At 69.5% G+C, this 14628-nt stretch carries 14 protein-coding genes; 5 read left to right on the top strand and 9 right to left on the bottom strand.

Annotation, left to right across the window (positions count from 1 at the left end):
- Positions 1-40 precede the first annotated feature (40 nt).
- Positions 41-1243, top strand: a complete 1203-nt coding sequence (locus J2850_RS01640; RefSeq protein WP_209978086.1) for an NnrS family protein — start codon at positions 41-43, stop codon at positions 1241-1243.
- A gap of 16 nt (positions 1244-1259) precedes the next feature.
- On the opposite strand, the gene J2850_RS01635 is transcribed toward J2850_RS01640, so the two are convergent.
- Complete coding sequence (locus J2850_RS01635) at positions 1260-1634, bottom strand: response regulator (protein WP_209978084.1); 375 nt, start codon at positions 1632-1634, stop codon at positions 1260-1262.
- Between the two features lie 168 nt (positions 1635-1802).
- Complete coding sequence (locus J2850_RS01630; RefSeq protein WP_209978082.1) at positions 1803-2195, bottom strand: hypothetical protein; 393 nt, start codon at positions 2193-2195, stop codon at positions 1803-1805.
- A gap of 281 nt (positions 2196-2476) precedes the next feature.
- Between J2850_RS01630 and J2850_RS01625 the strand changes: the two genes are divergently transcribed.
- On the top strand, positions 2477-2677 hold the full coding sequence (locus J2850_RS01625) for a hypothetical protein (RefSeq protein WP_209978080.1): 201 nt from the start codon (positions 2477-2479) through the stop codon (positions 2675-2677).
- Between the two features lie 30 nt (positions 2678-2707).
- Here J2850_RS01625 and J2850_RS01620 read toward each other — a convergent pair whose 3' ends face one another.
- The 4 genes from J2850_RS01620 to J2850_RS01605 all read right to left on the bottom strand — a co-directional run bounded on the left by J2850_RS01620 (position 2708) and on the right by J2850_RS01605 (position 8468).
- Positions 2708-3256 carry an AAA family ATPase gene (locus J2850_RS01620; RefSeq protein ID WP_209978078.1) on the bottom strand — a complete coding sequence of 183 codons (549 nt, stop codon included), beginning with the start codon at positions 3254-3256 and terminating at the stop codon, positions 2708-2710.
- A gap of 153 nt (positions 3257-3409) precedes the next feature.
- Complete coding sequence (locus J2850_RS01615) at positions 3410-6484, bottom strand: multidrug efflux RND transporter permease subunit (protein ID WP_209978076.1); 3075 nt, start codon at positions 6482-6484, stop codon at positions 3410-3412.
- Positions 6485-6494: 10 nt separating this feature from the next.
- On the bottom strand, positions 6495-7730 hold the full coding sequence (locus J2850_RS01610; protein ID WP_307353658.1) for an efflux RND transporter periplasmic adaptor subunit: 1236 nt from the start codon (positions 7728-7730) through the stop codon (positions 6495-6497).
- A 6-nt stretch (positions 7731-7736) separates the two neighbouring features.
- Positions 7737-8468, bottom strand: a complete 732-nt coding sequence (locus tag J2850_RS01605; RefSeq protein WP_209978074.1) for a TetR/AcrR family transcriptional regulator — start codon at positions 8466-8468, stop codon at positions 7737-7739.
- Positions 8469-8934: 466 nt separating this feature from the next.
- Between J2850_RS01605 and J2850_RS01600 the strand changes: the two genes are divergently transcribed.
- The 3 genes from J2850_RS01600 (at position 8935) to J2850_RS01590 (ending at position 12334) form a co-directional block, all read left to right on the top strand.
- Positions 8935-10122: a urate hydroxylase PuuD gene (locus J2850_RS01600; RefSeq protein ID WP_209978072.1), complete on the top strand. Its 1188-nt coding sequence runs from the start codon at positions 8935-8937 to the stop codon at positions 10120-10122.
- A 68-nt stretch (positions 10123-10190) separates the two neighbouring features.
- Positions 10191-11516 carry a guanine deaminase gene (gene guaD / locus J2850_RS01595; RefSeq protein WP_209978070.1) on the top strand — a complete coding sequence of 442 codons (1326 nt, stop codon included), beginning with the start codon at positions 10191-10193 and terminating at the stop codon, positions 11514-11516.
- 245 nt (positions 11517-11761) lie between these two features.
- On the top strand, positions 11762-12334 hold the full coding sequence (locus J2850_RS01590; protein ID WP_209978066.1) for a manganese efflux pump MntP: 573 nt from the start codon (positions 11762-11764) through the stop codon (positions 12332-12334).
- 68 nt (positions 12335-12402) lie between these two features.
- Here J2850_RS01590 and tenA read toward each other — a convergent pair whose 3' ends face one another.
- From tenA to bluB, 3 genes are all read right to left on the bottom strand, one after another.
- Positions 12403-13092, bottom strand: a complete 690-nt coding sequence (tenA, locus tag J2850_RS01585; protein WP_209978064.1) for a thiaminase II — start codon at positions 13090-13092, stop codon at positions 12403-12405.
- A 248-nt stretch (positions 13093-13340) separates the two neighbouring features.
- Positions 13341-13634: a hypothetical protein gene (locus J2850_RS01580; RefSeq protein WP_246512690.1), complete on the bottom strand. Its 294-nt coding sequence runs from the start codon at positions 13632-13634 to the stop codon at positions 13341-13343.
- 333 nt (positions 13635-13967) lie between these two features.
- Positions 13968-14621, bottom strand: a complete 654-nt coding sequence (bluB, locus tag J2850_RS01575; RefSeq protein WP_209978060.1) for a 5,6-dimethylbenzimidazole synthase — start codon at positions 14619-14621, stop codon at positions 13968-13970.
- Positions 14622-14628 lie beyond the last annotated feature (7 nt).

The following is a 14628-nucleotide window of genomic DNA, read 5'->3' as shown; positions in this document are numbered from 1 at the left end:
ACAGTTCCTGCAGTGCAGCACCCGATGGGAGTGCCCGTTCATGTCGTCACCCAGCCTGACCGACCGCCTGCCCGGTCGCGCAACCCCAATCCTGTTCCAATACGGCTTCCGCTGCTTCTTCCTGTTCAGCGGCCTCGCCGCGGTCGGGCTGCTGGCGGCCTGGCTCGGCGTCCTGCTGACCGGGAGCTGGCCGAGCGGAGCGGCCGGCGCCGGCACCTGGCATGCGCACGAGATGCTCTACGGCATGGTGGTCGCCGCCGTCGCCGGCTTCCTGCTGACCGCGGTGCCGAGCTGGACCGGCACCAAGGCGGTGTCGGGCGCGCCGCTGATGGCGCTGTCGGCGTTGTGGCTGGCCGGCCGCGCCGCCGTCTTCCCCTGGAGCGGCGTGCCGGAGGCGCTGGCGGCCCTCGTCGACCTCGCCTTCCTGCCGGCGCTCGGGGTGGCGCTCGCCCGGCCGCTGTTCGCCGCCGGCAAGTGGCGCAACAGCGCCTTCCTCGTCCTGCTGGCGCTGATGACCGCCGGCAACCTGCTGATCCACCTGGAGTGGCTGGACGTGCTTGCCGGCGGCGCCGAGGCCGGCCTGACGCTCGGCCTGGGGGTGGTGCTGATGATGGTCACGGTGATCGGCGGGCGTATCCTGCCGGCCTTCACCCGCAACGGGCTGGGGGCGGCCGGCGCCTCGGTGCGCTCCTGCCCGCGGCTGGAGAAGGCGGTGCTGCTGCTGACCCTGGCCCTGATCCCGGCGGCGATGATCGACGCGGAGTCGGTGCCGACCGGCGTCCTCGCGCTGGCGGCCGCGGCGGCGCATGCGGTGAGGCTGGCCGGCTGGCGCGGCTGGAAGGCGTGGCGTTCACCGATCCTGTGGATCCTGCATGTCGGCTATCTGTGGGTGCCGGTGGCCCTGCTGCTGCGGGCGCTGCATGCGCTGGCCGGTCTGCCGGCCGCGGCGGGCATCCATGCGATGACGGTCGGTGCCTTCGCCACCCTGATCCTGGCGGTGATGAGCCGAGCCTCGCTCGGCCATACCGGCCGACCGCTGACGGTGTCGGGGACGACGGTCGCCGCCTACGTCCTGCTGACCGTCGCCGCGGCCGCCCGGAGCGCGTCGCCCATGCTGCCTGTGGACTGGGTGTGGCCGGCGCTGCAATGGTCGGGCTACGGCTGGGTTGCGTCCTTCACCCTGTTCCTGGCGGCCTACGCCCCGATCCTGCTGTCCCCGCGCGCCGACGGCCGGCCAGGTTGAGCCGGCGGGCGCCGCGTCACGCCGCGCCGCGGAAAAAGCGGTTGATGGCGTCGGTCATCTCGACTTCGCGGAAGGGCTTGGTCAGGACCGGGCGGTCCTGGTGGCCCTTCGGCAGGCCGGCGGCGCCATGGCCGGTGGTGAAGACGAAGGGGATGCCCCTGGTGCTCAGGGCGTCGGCGACGCTGTCCACCCGCTCGCCGCGCAGGGTGACGTCCAGCAGCGCGGCGTCGATGCCGCCCTTGGCGATCAGCTCCAGGGCCTCGGCCACCGTTCCGGCCGGGCCGATCACCCCGACATTCTGCACTTCCAGCGAGTCCTCGATGGCCATCGCCACCAGCGGCTCGTCCTCGACGAGCAGGATGCGCAAGGGCTTCTGTTGGTCGGCTTCCATGGACGGGCGGCTCGCTCGCAATCGGGGTTGGCTGAACTGGATGGCGGGTTTGCAGATGGGAACGACGATCGCCTGCGGCAACCGCCGTGAGCTTTTCGTTCCTCCGCCCCATTGTCCAGCCTGACCTTGGTCATCGCCCATTGGACAAGATCCGGCCGCCGGATTCTATCACCCCAGATCGTCAAGCGCCTGCTGCAGGGACGGGTAGAGCGCCTCGACCAGCGACCCGTCCGGCCGCACCGGCGACGGCAGCGTGTCCGCCCCCTCCAGCGCCCGGGACAGCGAAAGGCCGCCCACCTCGACGAAGCCGCCGCGCTCGCCGTACTGGCCGACGATCCAGTCCTTCACCTCCGGGTCGCCGTACAGCGCCCCGTTGTGCGAGATCAGCGCATGGGTGCCGTCGTCCGACCAGCGGTACCACGCCTCGCCGCCGCCGCCGAGTTCCATCGGCCTGAAGCCGGCCGTGGCCAGCAGGTCCCGCACCGCCGCGCGCAGCGGGCTGGTGCGCGTGGCGGTCCGCGTCTCCATCCGCAGGTCGATCTCATCCGCAAGTTCGCTCATGTCCCCTCACTGGTCATGGTCCTGACAGGACAACGCCGCAGATCGGCTTTTGTGCCGCGGAAATCCGACCGAAGGAGGCAGAGGAGGGTGTCCGCATGCGTCGGACGGCCGCCGTCCTATCCGTTCAGACGTCGACAGTGTCGGGTTGCATCATGCGATCCGCAGCGCGGGCGTCGCCGCCCGGCCGAAAAAGATCACGCTGCGGTTGCGCTCGCTTCGCTATGTGTCGGCGCTTCCGACGCCGGGCCGACAACACAGGCCGACAATCCCGAGGAGCCGACGTGCCCGAGCGAGCCGCCGACGCGCAAGTATCGATCCACCGTGCGATCCGCAGGCTGCGCGAGCACAGCCGCGGCTGCGACTGCATCGAAACACGGCACTTCCTGATCAAGACCGAACGCTGGATGGTCTGGATGCTGCGCCGGATCGAGGAGGGGTGCGAGGGAGAGGACCTGCCGCTGCCCGCCGAGATCGCGGGATGACGGCAGTGCCGCCCGCCTTTCCCGCCGCCGTTACGGTCCCGTCCTGCCGATGTGCGCGAGCACGAACCGGACCCGTTCCCGGACCGGGGCGCGGGGAAGCGGCAGCAGGTCGTAGCCGAGTTCGGCATAGACCTCGGCCATCGCCCGGCAGGTTGCCTCCGCCTCTCCGGCGGTCTGCCTGCGCTCGGCGTCCCCGGTGTAGATCTCCGGCCAGTGCGGGGCGATGAAGACCCTGCGGTTGTAGCGGAAGAGGTCGGCCGCCCTGTACAGGTGCTGCGGCACCGGAAGGCCGCAGAGCCGAAGATAGCCGATCACGTCGGGAAGGCCGCGGTCGAGGATGACCGGGCCGGAGCTTGCGGACGCCTCCCGGTGGGAGCGCAGCTCCCATCCGAGCATGAGCGCGGCGAAGGACTGGCGGTCGGCCCAGGGCAGGGCGTCGCCGCCGATGGCGGCCTGGTCGCGGATGATCGCCCGGCCGCCCTCGGGCATGTGCGGGATCCCCTCCGCCGCCAGGGCCGCGATCAGGCTGCTCTTGCCGGAGCCGGGGCCGCCGGTGACGACGTGAAGCTGATCGGCCATTCGCTCCCTCCCGGCCCTTCCGGCCCATGTTTCCGCCCGGCTCTTCCGCCCGGCTCTTCCGCCAGCCCCCTTCGCCCGTCCATGGCCGGACGGAGGAGGACCGAAAGGCCGTCCGGTTCGCGCGCCGGCGCGGCCTTCTTGTCCGCTGCCCGGTCAGCTCATCGTGCGAAGCTGCTCCGCCCGCTGGGACCGGGAAGCCGCCAGATGGTCCTTGGCCAGCAGGGTGTAGACCGCCGGCAGGACGAACAGCGTGAACAGCGTGCCGATCAGCATGCCGGCGACGATGACCAGCCCGATGGAGAAGCGGCTGGCGGCACCGGCGCCCGCCGCGGTCAGCAGCGGCAGCAGGCCGACCACCATCGCCGCCGTGGTCATCAGGATCGGGCGCAGGCGGACGCGGGCCGCATGCTCGATGGCGGTGCGGCGGTCCACCCCCTCGTTGAGCTGCATCTCGCGGGCGAACTCCACCAGCAGGATGCCGTGCTTGGAGATCAGGCCGACCAGCGTCACCAGCCCGACCTGGGTGTAGATGTTCATGGTGGAGACGCCGAAGAACAGCGGCAGCAGCGCGCCGCAGATCGACATCGGCACCGACACCAGGATCACCAGCGGGTCGCGCAGCGATTCGAACTGCGCGGCCAGCACCAGGTAGATCACGATCAGCGCGAAGGCGAAGGTGACCATGAGCTGGTTCCCCTCGGTCACGAACTGCCGCGATTCCGACAGGTAGGCGTGGTTGAAGCCGGCCGGTAGCTGGGTGCGCGCCTGCTCCTCCAGGAACTCGACGACCTGGCCCATGGAGACGCCCGGCATCGGCACCGCCGAGAAGGTGGCCGACGGAAGCTGGTTGTACTTGTTGAGCGCGTTCGGCTCGACCGCCGTCTCTACCGACACCACGGTGGACAGCGGGATCTGGGCGCCGGAGCCCGAGGTGACATAGTAGTTGGTCAGCGACTCCGGCGTCAGCCGCTCGGCCCGCGGCACCTGCGGGATGACCTCGTAGGACCGGCCGTTCAGGTTGAAGCGGTTGACGTAGTTGCCGCCGACCAGCACCGCCAGCGTGCTCGACACCGACTGCATGGTCAGCCCCAGATCGGCCGCCTTGGCGCGGTCGATCTTCAGCCGGACGACCGGGCTGTCATATTGCAGGTCGCTGTCGGTGACGATGAACATGCCGCTCTTGGTGGCGGCGTCCTTGATCCGTTCGATGGCGTCGAAGATGGTCCGGTAATCGCCGGGGCTGGAGATCACCATCTGCACCGGCAGGCCGCCGGTGGAACCCGGCAGGGCCGGCGGCGACACCAGGAACACGTTGATGCCGGTCACCTTGGCCAGCTCACCCTGGGCCAGCGGCTGCAACTGCTTGGCCGAGCGCTCGCGCTCGCCCCACGGCTTCAGGATCATGCCCGCGAAGCCCTGGTTCAGCGTCGGCAAGCCGGTCAGCACGAAGCGGGTGTCGGTCTCCGGGAAGGCGGCGAAGGTCTCGTCGATCTGCTTGCCGAAGCTGTCGATGTAGTCGAGGTTGGCGTATTGCGGCCCCTTGGAGATGCCGAACAGGATGCCCTGGTCCTCCTCCGGCGCCAGTTCCGACATGGTGTTGGCGAACAGGTAGCCGACGCTGGCCAGGATGCCGACGGCGAACAGCAGCGTTGCCGCGCGGTAGTCGAGGGTGCCGTGCAGGCGCCGCTCGTACCAGCCGGCCAGCTTCTCGAACTGGCGGTCGAGGAAGGCGGCGAAGCGGCCCGGGTTGCCCTCCTTCAGGATGACGGAACACATCATCGGCGACAGCGTCAGTGCCACGATGCCCGACACGATCACCGAGGCGGCCAGCGTGAAGGCGAACTCGCGGAACAGGGCGCCGGTCAGGCCGCCCAGCAGGCCGATCGGGGCGTAGACCGCCGCCAGCGTGATGGTCATCGAGATGACCGGCCCGACGATCTCGCGCGCACCCATCAGCGACGCGGCGACCGCCGACTTGCCATGCTCGATATGCCGGTGGATGTTCTCCACCACCACGATGGCGTCGTCGACCACGAGGCCGATGGCAAGCACCATCGCCAGCAGCGTCAGAAGGTTCAGCGAGAAGCCCAGCGCCAGCATGAAGGTGGCCGCGCCCACGATGGACAGCGGGATGGTGACCACCGGGATCAGCACCGAGCGCAGGGATCCGAGGAACAGGAAGATGACGACGATGACGATGGCGACCGCCTCCAGCAGCGTCTTCACCACCTCGTCGATGGAGGCCTGGATGAAGCGGGTGCTGTCGTAGACGATCTCCATGTTCATGTTGGGCGGCAGGTTGCGCCGCAGGTCGGACTCCATCTTGCGGATGTCGGCGACGATGTTCAGCGGGTTGCCGGTGGGGGTGGCGTCGACGCCGATGAAGATCGCCTGCTGCCCGTTCATCGCCACGCTGGCGTCGAAGCTCTTGGAGCTGAGCTCGACCGTCGCGATGTCGCGCATCCGCACCAGCGCCCCGTCCTTGGCCTTCACCACCATGTCGCGGAACTGCTCGACGTCGGTCAGGCCGGTGTTGGCGGTGACGTTGGAGATGACGAAGACGCCCTTGGTCTGGCCGGGCGCCGACTGGTAGTTGTTGGCGGCGACCGCCGCCGACACGTCGGCCGGCGAGATGTTGCGCGCCGCCATCTTGACCGGGTCGAGCCACAGCCGCATGGCGAAGGTCTGGCCGCCCAGGATCTGGGCGCGGGCGACGCCCTCCACCGTGGACAGCACCGGCTGCACCACGCGCGTCAGGTAGTCGGAGATCGCCGCCCCCGACAGCTCGGGGCTGGAGAAGCCCATATAGAGGATCGAGGTGGTCTCGCCGGTCGATTTCAGGATGACCGGGTCGTTGGCCTCGCGCGGGAGCTGGTACTTGACCTGCTGCACCTTGGCCATCACGTCGGTCATCGCGACGTTGGGGTCGAAGTTCAGCCGGACATAGGCGGTGACCACGCTCTGCCCCTGGGTGGAGGAGGAGGTCAGGTAGTCGAGACCCTCGGCCGAGGAGACCGCCTGTTCGATCGGCGTGGCGATGAAGCCCTGCATCAGCTCCGGCGAGGCGCCGGGATAGCTGGTGGTCACGGTGATGACCGTGTTCTGGAGCTGCGGATACTGCCGGATCGGCAGCTCCAGCATCGCGCGGGCCCCGACCAGCAGGATCAGCAGGCTGACCACGACGGACAGGATGGGCCGGCGGATGAAGATGTCGGTGAAACTGCCCATGGCGTCGGCCTCAGTTCTGCGGCAGGGTCTGCGGCGGGGTCAGCGGATTCTTCTCCGCCGGGACGACGGCCGCACCGTTGGCGAGCTTCAACTGGCCCGAAACCACGACGCGGTCGCCGGCCTTGATGCCGTCGCGGATCTCCACCTGGTTGGCGAGGCGGTCGCCGATCTTCACCGGCTTGCGCTCCACCACCAGTTGCTCCTTGCCGTCCTGGGTCTTCTGCGACTGGGCGACGAAGACCGAATCGCCGTAGACGGTGTAGTCGACCGCGGTTTCCGGCACGGTCAGCGTGTTGGGCTGCGGCGGCAGCACGACGCGGACATTGGCGAACATGCCCGGCCGTAGCTGGCGTTCGCGGTTGTCCATGGTCGCCTGCACCTTGATGGCGCGGGTGTCGGCGCTGACCTGCGGCTCGATGGTGGTGATCGTCGCCTCGAAATCGCGGCCCCGCAGGGCGTCGACGTTGATCAGCACCGCCTGTCCGACCGACAGCTTGGTGAAGCTCTGCTCCGGCAGGGTGAAGTTGATGTAGAGCTGCGACAGGTCGGTCAGCGTGACGAGCGCGGCGCCGGGATTGACGTAGTCGCCGACATTGACCTGCCGGATGCCGAGGTCGCCGTCGAAGGGCGCCTTGATCAGCTTCTGGCCGATCAGCGCCTGGGTCCGCTTCATGTTCGCGTTGGTCTCGTCGAGCTGCGCTTGGTACTGGTCGACGTTGCTCTGCGGCGTCGCCTGGCTGCGGCGCAGGTCGCGGTAGCGCTCCAGGTTGAGTTCGGCCAGCCGGGCCTGGGCGCGCTGGGCCAGCAGGTCGGCCTGCTCGGTGGCGTCGTTCAGTTGCACCAGCGGGTCGCCGGCCTTGACGCGGGCGCCCGATTCGAAGGGGATGCGGTCCACCCGGCCGGCGAGCTCCGGCGACACCGTCACCTGCCGCGCCGCCTGCAGCGTGCCGATGGCCGTGAGGTATTTCGGGATGGTCTGCACCGTCGCCTCGGCCAGCGCCACCGGGGTGGGCGGCGGCTTGTTGTTGGCGAAGAAGTCGGAGATCGCCTTGTTGCGGAAGCTGTTGAAGCCGTAGAGCCCGGCCCCCAGCAGCCCCAGCACCACCAGCATGATGACGATGCGCAGCGTCAACCGGCCGCGGGTGACCGGCTTGCGCGGCCGCCGGGGCGGCGGAGCGGCGTGGCCCGGCTCGGACGCCGGATGGCCGAAGGATGTCTCGGTCTTTGGCGGATGATCCAGGGTCACGGTGGGCTACTCCGGTCTCTCGAAGGTGGAATGCTGGTGGTCCGCGCCGTCGGCGGGCAGCGGATGGGGCGCATGGGGAAAGCGGCCGACGCGCTCCTGCGCGGCGATCGCCTCGTCGCGCAGGCCGAGCCCGCGCAGGATGAACCAGACGGTCTGGCGGGCCAGGTCCGGACGGTCGCAGGCGTAGGGGACGAGCGCGCCGCCGGACAGGCAGACGGTCGCCATCGTCTCGCACAGGTGCTCCCCCAGCCACATGCCGTTCTCGGGCTGGACCGGTCCCGGCACGAGGTCGCCGCAGGCGACCGCCGCGTCGAGGGACGCGATGAAGCAGGGCATGAAGCGGTCGCTGATGCCCTGGTAGACCTGCCGCATGAACTCGCCGTCCTCCAGCAGGCTGATGATCGACAGGCGGTGCCTCGCCCGCTCCTCCGCGTCGCGGGGCACCTCGATCACGAAATGCGCGACCATCGCCTGGATCATCTGCACCAGCGAGGCCGTCGACGGCGGCAGCGACAGCAGCCGCTCATAGTCCGGATCCTCGTCGATGCAGCAGAGGAAGATCGCCTCGTAGAGCGACGCCTTGGTCGGGAAATGCTTGAAGATCAGCGCCTCCGACACGCCGGCGGCCTGCGCGATCTCCTTGGTGGTGGTCGCGGCGAAGCCCTTGCGCGCGAACAGCGGCAAGGCGGCGTCGAGGATCGCCCGCCGGCGGGCGCTGCTGTCGAGGCGTCGTGGCATCGGAGGTGCTGGAAGCCGGTCGCTAGTGATAAGTGAGTGCTTACTCACCAGAATTCGGCAAAGATATAGCTCCGCTGCGACATCCTGTCCATGGTCTTCGCTGCACCGGCGCAAGGTCTCCTGCCCGGCCCCTGACACCGGCGGCCTGTGCGGGGGCCGAGGTTGCGGCTGGGCTGGCGACTGGGCCGAGGGCATGGCACGGGGAGGCGTGTGGAATCCGGGAGCGACTTGGCGGCAGGCCATTTTGCGTCGGTTCCGCGCCATCGGGTGACGGCGCTGCCCTGCCGAGGCCGGGCTCCCCGGTTCCGATGGTCCATCCTGCCGTCGGCGAAAGGGCGTCAAGCCGGCGCGTCGCCACCATCTTTCGTCATTTTTTGAAGCTGTTGGGATGGACGAACGGTTTTCCGCAACTGCACACTCGCCGTACAGTCGAAACCTCGACCTGACCGGAAGGAGCGTGCGCGCGATGGAGCCCATCCTGTGGGAGTGGATCAACGCCCTGGCGCGATGGCTGCACGTCGTCACCGCCATCGCCTGGATCGGATCGTCCTTCTACTTCATCCATCTCGACGCCTCGCTGCGCCGGCGGGCGGGGGCGCCGGCCGGGACCGCCGGCGACGCCTGGCAGATCCATGGCGGCGGCTTCTACCACATGACCAAATACATGGTGGCGCCGCCGCAACTGCCGGAGGAGCTGACCTGGTTCAAATGGGAATCCTACGCCACCTGGCTCAGCGGCTTCTTCCTGATGTGCGTGCTGTACTACCGCGGCGCCGACCTGTTCCTGATCGACCAGGACGTGCTGGCGCTGGCGCACTGGCAGGCGGTGGCGATCAGCGCCGCGGCGCTGGTGGCCGGCTGGGTCGCCTACGACCTGATGTGCAGGTCGCCGCTCGGCCGCAACGACGGGGCGCTGGCGCTCGCCGGCTTCGTGATGCTGGTGGCGACCGCCTGGGCGATGACCAAGGTCTTCAGCGGCCGCGGCGCCATGCTGCAGGTGGGCGCGCTGATGGCGACCATGATGGCCTGCAACGTCTTCATGCTGATCATTCCCAACCAGCGCAAGACGGTGGCGGCCATGCTGCGCGGCGAGACGCCGGACCCGTCGCTCGGCAAGAAGGCGAAGCAGCGCTCGCTGCACAACAACTACCTGACGCTGCCCGTCGTCTTCCTGATGCTGTCCAACCATTACCCGCTGGTCAGCTCCACCCGCTACAACTGGGTGATGGTGGCACTGGTCCTGGTGGTCGGCACGGCGATCCGCCATTTCTTCAACAGCCGCCATGCCGGCAAGCCGACGCCCTGGTGGACCTGGGGGGTCGCCGCCGCCGGCATGCTGGCCTGCGCCTGGCTCAGCACCCTCGGCCCCGCCGCCGTCGATACCGCCGCCGCCCGGCCGGCGACGGTCGGCTATGCCCAGGTCGAGGAGATCGTCTCCACCCGCTGCAGCATGTGCCACGCCGCCCAGCCGGTGTGGGAGGGCATCGCCACCCCGCCGCGCGGCGTGGTGCTGGAGGGCGACGGCATCCGCCGCCATGCCCAGCAGATCCGGCTGCAGGCGGGATTCAGCAGCGCCATGCCCCCGGCCAACGTCACCGGCATCACGCCGGAGGAGCGTGCGGTGTTGGCGGCATGGCCCGGAGACGTTAAGTAGACGAATGTTCTGATCCTCTCCCGGGCCGGGAGGGGATGCATGCTGTCCTTCCCCGAACCCGGATCCCCATGCCCAGCCAACCCGTCACCGCCGCCATCCGCGGACGCCTGCTCAGCTTCACCCGCGCCCCCGCCGGGCCGGGCGACCTCGACTGCCTGACCTACCATGAGGACGGGCTGCTGCTGGTCGGGGCCGACGGGCGCATCGCCGCGGTCGGGTCGTGGGAAGAACTGCGCGGGCAGGTGCCGGAGGGCGTGACGGTCGACGACCATGGCGGGCGGCTGGTGCTGCCGGGCTTCATCGACACCCACATCCATTTCCCCCAGACCCAGGTCATCGGTTCCTACGGCACGCAACTGCTGGACTGGCTGGAGAAATACACCTTCATCGAGGAGCAGAAATACGCAGACCCGGCGCATGCCGCCGCCAACGCCGCCTTCTTCCTCGACGAACTGCTGCGCAACGGCACGACCACGGCGGTGGTCTACGGCTCGGTCCATCCGCAGTCGGTCGACGCCCTGTTCGCGGAGGCCGAGGCGCGCGGCGCCGGCCTGATCGCCGGCAAGGTGATGATGGACCGCCATGCCCCGGCCGCCCTGACCGACACGGCGGAGAGTGGCTACCGCGACAGCAAGGCGCTGATCGAGCGCTGGCACGGGCAGGGGCGCCAGCGCTATGCCGTGACCCCGCGCTTCGCCATCACCTCGACCGCGGCGCAGCTTGAGGCGGCCGGCGCGCTGCTGCGCGAGCATCCCGGCGTCCACATGCAGACCCACCTGTCGGAGAACACCGACGAGATCGCCGAGGTGCGCCGCCTGTTCCCCGCCGCCCGCGACTACACCGACGTGTACGACCGCTTCGGCCTGCTGGGTCCGACCTCGCTGTTCGGCCACTGCATCCATCTGTCGGAGGCGGAGATGGCGCGGCTGTCGGAGAGCGGGTCGGTCGCCGTCTTCTGCCCGACCAGCAACCTGTTCATCGGCAGCGGCCTGTTCGACCTCGACGCCCTGTCGGCCGGACGCCGGCCGGTGCGCACGGCGCTCGCCACCGACGTCGGCGGCGGCACCAGCTATTCCATGCTGCGCACCGCGGCGGAGGCCTACAAGGTGCTGCAGTTGCGCCGCCGCAACCTGCCGGCGCTCGCCGCCCTCCATTGGATGACCCGCGGCAATGCCGAGGCGCTGGGGATGGCCGGCGAGATCGGCAGCCTGGAGCCCGGCCGCTGGGCCGACCTCGTCGTGCTGGACAGCCACGCCACCCCCGCGATGAACCATCGCATGGAAACCGTGGACGGCGACCTGGAGGAGGAGCTGTTCATCCAGGTCACGCTGGGTGACGACCGCTCGGTGGCCGCCACCTACCTGCGCGGGCGCAGTTCGCACCTGCGGCAATAGGGCGCTTGACCGAAGCCCCCGGCGCCTGTAGCACTACCGCCGTCATTGGGGAGTAGCCACCCGCCGGCACCACCGCCGGCAGGGGTTCGCGTCAACAGACTTGGACGGTTCCGGCCTCCGGCCGGTTCCGCCATGGCGCGCACGGCGGCCGTTCGGCCAGCCCGGCGAGACCAGTGGACCGGATATCTCCGCAGCCAGCCGGAGTCCGTCCGGGTCCACTGTGTTCGTCTGGCCCGGGAATAGCCATGCTAGCCACGTCCCTCGCGCTCGCCTTCAGCCTGTCCATGGATTCCTTCGCCGCCGCGCTTGGCCGCGGGGCCTGCTCGCGCCGCAACGGCCTGCCCGAGGCGGTCCGCGTCGGCGCCGCATTCGGCATCTGCCAGTTCGCCATGCCGCTGGTCGGCTGGGGCGTCGGCATCGCCTTCGCCAGCCTGGTGGAGTCGGTGGACCACTGGATCGCCTTCGGCCTGCTGCTGGCGGTCGGTGGCGCCATGCTGCGCAACGCCGTCATGGATGACGGGGACGAGGTCGAGTGCGGTCCGGAGCGCAGCGTGCGCAGCGAATGGCTGGCCCTGCTGACCACGGCGGTCGCCACCAGCATCGACGCAGCGGCGGTCGGCGCCGGGCTCGCGCTCGTCGACGTCGACATGGTGACGACCTCGGCGCTGATCGGTGCCGTGACCTTCGCCGTCGCCTTCGGCGGTGTGCTGATCGGCCGCGCCGCCGGCGCCCGCCTCGGCCGCTGGGCGGAGATGGCGGGCGGCGCCGTGCTGATCGGGCTGGGAGCGAAGATCCTGCTGGAGCACACGCTGGGCTGACGCTGCCCCCAACCCGACCCTCTCCCGCAGCCGCCCCCTCACTCCGCCCCCCCTCACTCCGCCCCCCATCACTCCGCCAGCGTCATCCCCATCTGCCAGAAATCGGCCTCCAGCCGGCACGCCTGCCGGAAGATGGTCAGCAGCCGGGGAAAGCGCGCCTCGGTCATCATGTCCGCCGCCAGCCGGTCCAGGGTGTCACGGGCCGCCCGCGCCACCGCCTGGTAGGGCTCTCCCGCATATTCGGCGGTCCAGGCGCGATAGGGGTTCGCCGCGTCCAGCGCCCCTGGCAGGGCGGACAGCCGCCGGCCGATCTCGGCATAGCCGATGACGCAGGGGCTGAGCGCGACATGCAGGTCCAGCAGGTCGCCACGCAGCCCGGTTTCCAGCACATAGCGCGTGTAGGCCATGGTGGCCTTGGCCTCCGCCGCCTGTTCGACCTCGTCGGCCGGCAGGCCCCAGCCGGCGCACAGCGAGACGTGCAGGTCCATCTCCACGTCGAGGATCGCCTTCAGCCCGCCCAGTGCCGCCCGCATCTCGCGCAGGTCGCGCCCCTTGTAGATGGCCAGCGCATAGGCGCGGGCGAAATGGCTGAGGAACAGGTAGTCCTGCACCAGGTAATGGCGGAAACATGCCTGCGGCAGCGTTCCGTCGGCCATCCCGCCCACGAACGCATGCTCGACATAGGCTGCCCAGTCCGTCGGCGCCCCGGCGACGAGCCGGTCGAACAGGGCGGGCGGGGACGGGGGGACGGCGGCCATGGCGCTGGTCTCCTGAAACGCGGATGATTGACGGGGCGCATACTCTACCCGCACGTCATGCGGGTGGCCCATCACTTTGCTGCCGGCCAAAGTGGACCGATGAGCGACTCCGGCCCGAAGACCCTGCCATTGTCCTGTCGCGCGGTGCTTGCCTTCCAGGAGGTGAAGCATGTGGTGAGGCTGCGGTGGGGGCGGGGCGCCGGCGATGGGTCGCCGACCCGATGGTGCGCCGGCTCCTTCCGGGCGGGTCAGCCGGGAACGGCCGGCAGCTCGATGCGGAGGTCGGGGTCGTTGTGGATGAAGGTCAGGTTCAGGGAGCCAAGGATCTCGTCCTGCGGGCGCGGATCCTTGGAGCCGGCCTGTTGCGGCTCGGGCCTGTCGGCGGTCTCCAGCCTTATGCCCGCAGCCATGATGCGGCCTTTCAGGTCGTCCAGCCCTGCGGGCGGAATGGCAAAGCGGATCGTCGCCATGATGTTGGAAAACAGCGTGTGATCGACGATCCACCCGCCGCTGGCGGAGATCGCCTCGGAGACGGCCATCATCGCTTGGCGCCGTTCGACTTTCGTGACACCTGACAGGGTTCGGATGGGTGGTCTCATGTCGACCCGCGATCAACCAACTGGCATCAGCGGCTATGATAATGACGGGGCGGCGAAAATCAACTTTGAGCAGTGAAACTTTTGTAGAAACTCCGCGTGAGGTGGCAGTGTCTGCGGCCTCCTGAGCTGAAAACAACAGCCGCGTTCCGGCAGCGGCTGCCCCCTCCCTGACCCTCCCCCGCCTTCGGTGGTGGCGGGGACTGCCGCCGCTTGGCAGAAGGCACCCTCTCCCGCGGAACGCGGGGGAGGGTCGGGGAGGGGGCAGGGACGTCCGCCCTACTCCCCCTCCCACCGGTCCCGGAACACCAGATCCTCCAGCGGCAGGCGCTTGCGCCAGCCCTTGGTTTCCAGCTCCGGCGTCGTCTCGAAATGGCTGACGTGGCCGAGGCACAGGTAGGCGATCGGCACGATCCGCTCGGGGATCCCCAGCGCCTGCTTCAGCACGTCCTCGTGCAGGATGCTGACCCAGCCCACCCCCAGCCCTTCCGCCCTTGCCGCCAGCCACAGGTTCTGCACGGCGCAGACGCAACTGTAGAGGTCCATCGCCGGCAGGTGGGTGCGGCCGAGCACCACCGGGCCGGCGCGTTCGCGGTCGCAGGTGATGCAGAGGTTCACCGGCGCCTCGCGGATGCCCTCCAGCTTCAGGCGGCCGTAGAGGGCGCGGCGCTCGCCCTCGAACAGTGCCGCGGCTTCCTCGTTGGCGCGGGCGAAGTCGGCGTGGATGCGGGACTTCACCGCCGGGTCGGTGACGACGATGAAGTTCCACGGCTGCATGAAGCCCACCGACGGGGCATGGTGGGCGGCGAGCAGGATGCGGTCCAGCACCTCGTCGGGCACCGGGTCGGGGCGGAACTGCCCGCGCACGTCGCGGCGGGAGAAGATCGCCTTGTAGAGCGCGTCGCGCTCGGCGGCGGTAAAGGCGTCGTCCATCCCGGCG

This window comes from Azospirillum picis (assembly GCF_017876115.1).
Lineage (GTDB): Bacteria > Pseudomonadota > Alphaproteobacteria > Azospirillales > Azospirillaceae > Azospirillum > Azospirillum picis.
This window is presented reverse-complemented; position numbering and strand designations above follow the sequence as displayed.

Coding starts and splice junctions, on each gene's coding strand:
- J2850_RS01605 (WP_209978074.1), bottom strand. CDS start 8,468: ATGCCACGACGCCTCGACAGCAGCGCCCGCCGGCGGGCGATCCTCGAC.
- tenA (WP_209978064.1), bottom strand. CDS start 13,092: ATGGCCGCCGTCCCCCCGTCCCCGCCCGCCCTGTTCGACCGGCTCGTC.
- J2850_RS01640 (WP_209978086.1), top strand. CDS start 41: ATGTCGTCACCCAGCCTGACCGACCGCCTGCCCGGTCGCGCAACCCCA.
- J2850_RS01615 (WP_209978076.1), bottom strand. CDS start 6,484: ATGGGCAGTTTCACCGACATCTTCATCCGCCGGCCCATCCTGTCCGTC.
- J2850_RS01580 (WP_246512690.1), bottom strand. CDS start 13,634: ATGATGGCCGTCTCCGAGGCGATCTCCGCCAGCGGCGGGTGGATCGTC.
- guaD (WP_209978070.1), top strand. CDS start 10,191: ATGCCCAGCCAACCCGTCACCGCCGCCATCCGCGGACGCCTGCTCAGC.
- bluB (WP_209978060.1), bottom strand. CDS start 14,621: ATGGACGACGCCTTTACCGCCGCCGAGCGCGACGCGCTCTACAAGGCG.
- J2850_RS01630 (WP_209978082.1), bottom strand. CDS start 2,195: ATGAGCGAACTTGCGGATGAGATCGACCTGCGGATGGAGACGCGGACC.
- J2850_RS01620 (WP_209978078.1), bottom strand. CDS start 3,256: ATGGCCGATCAGCTTCACGTCGTCACCGGCGGCCCCGGCTCCGGCAAG.
- J2850_RS01590 (WP_209978066.1), top strand. CDS start 11,762: ATGCTAGCCACGTCCCTCGCGCTCGCCTTCAGCCTGTCCATGGATTCC.
- J2850_RS01635 (WP_209978084.1), bottom strand. CDS start 1,634: ATGGAAGCCGACCAACAGAAGCCCTTGCGCATCCTGCTCGTCGAGGAC.
- J2850_RS01600 (WP_209978072.1), top strand. CDS start 8,935: ATGGAGCCCATCCTGTGGGAGTGGATCAACGCCCTGGCGCGATGGCTG.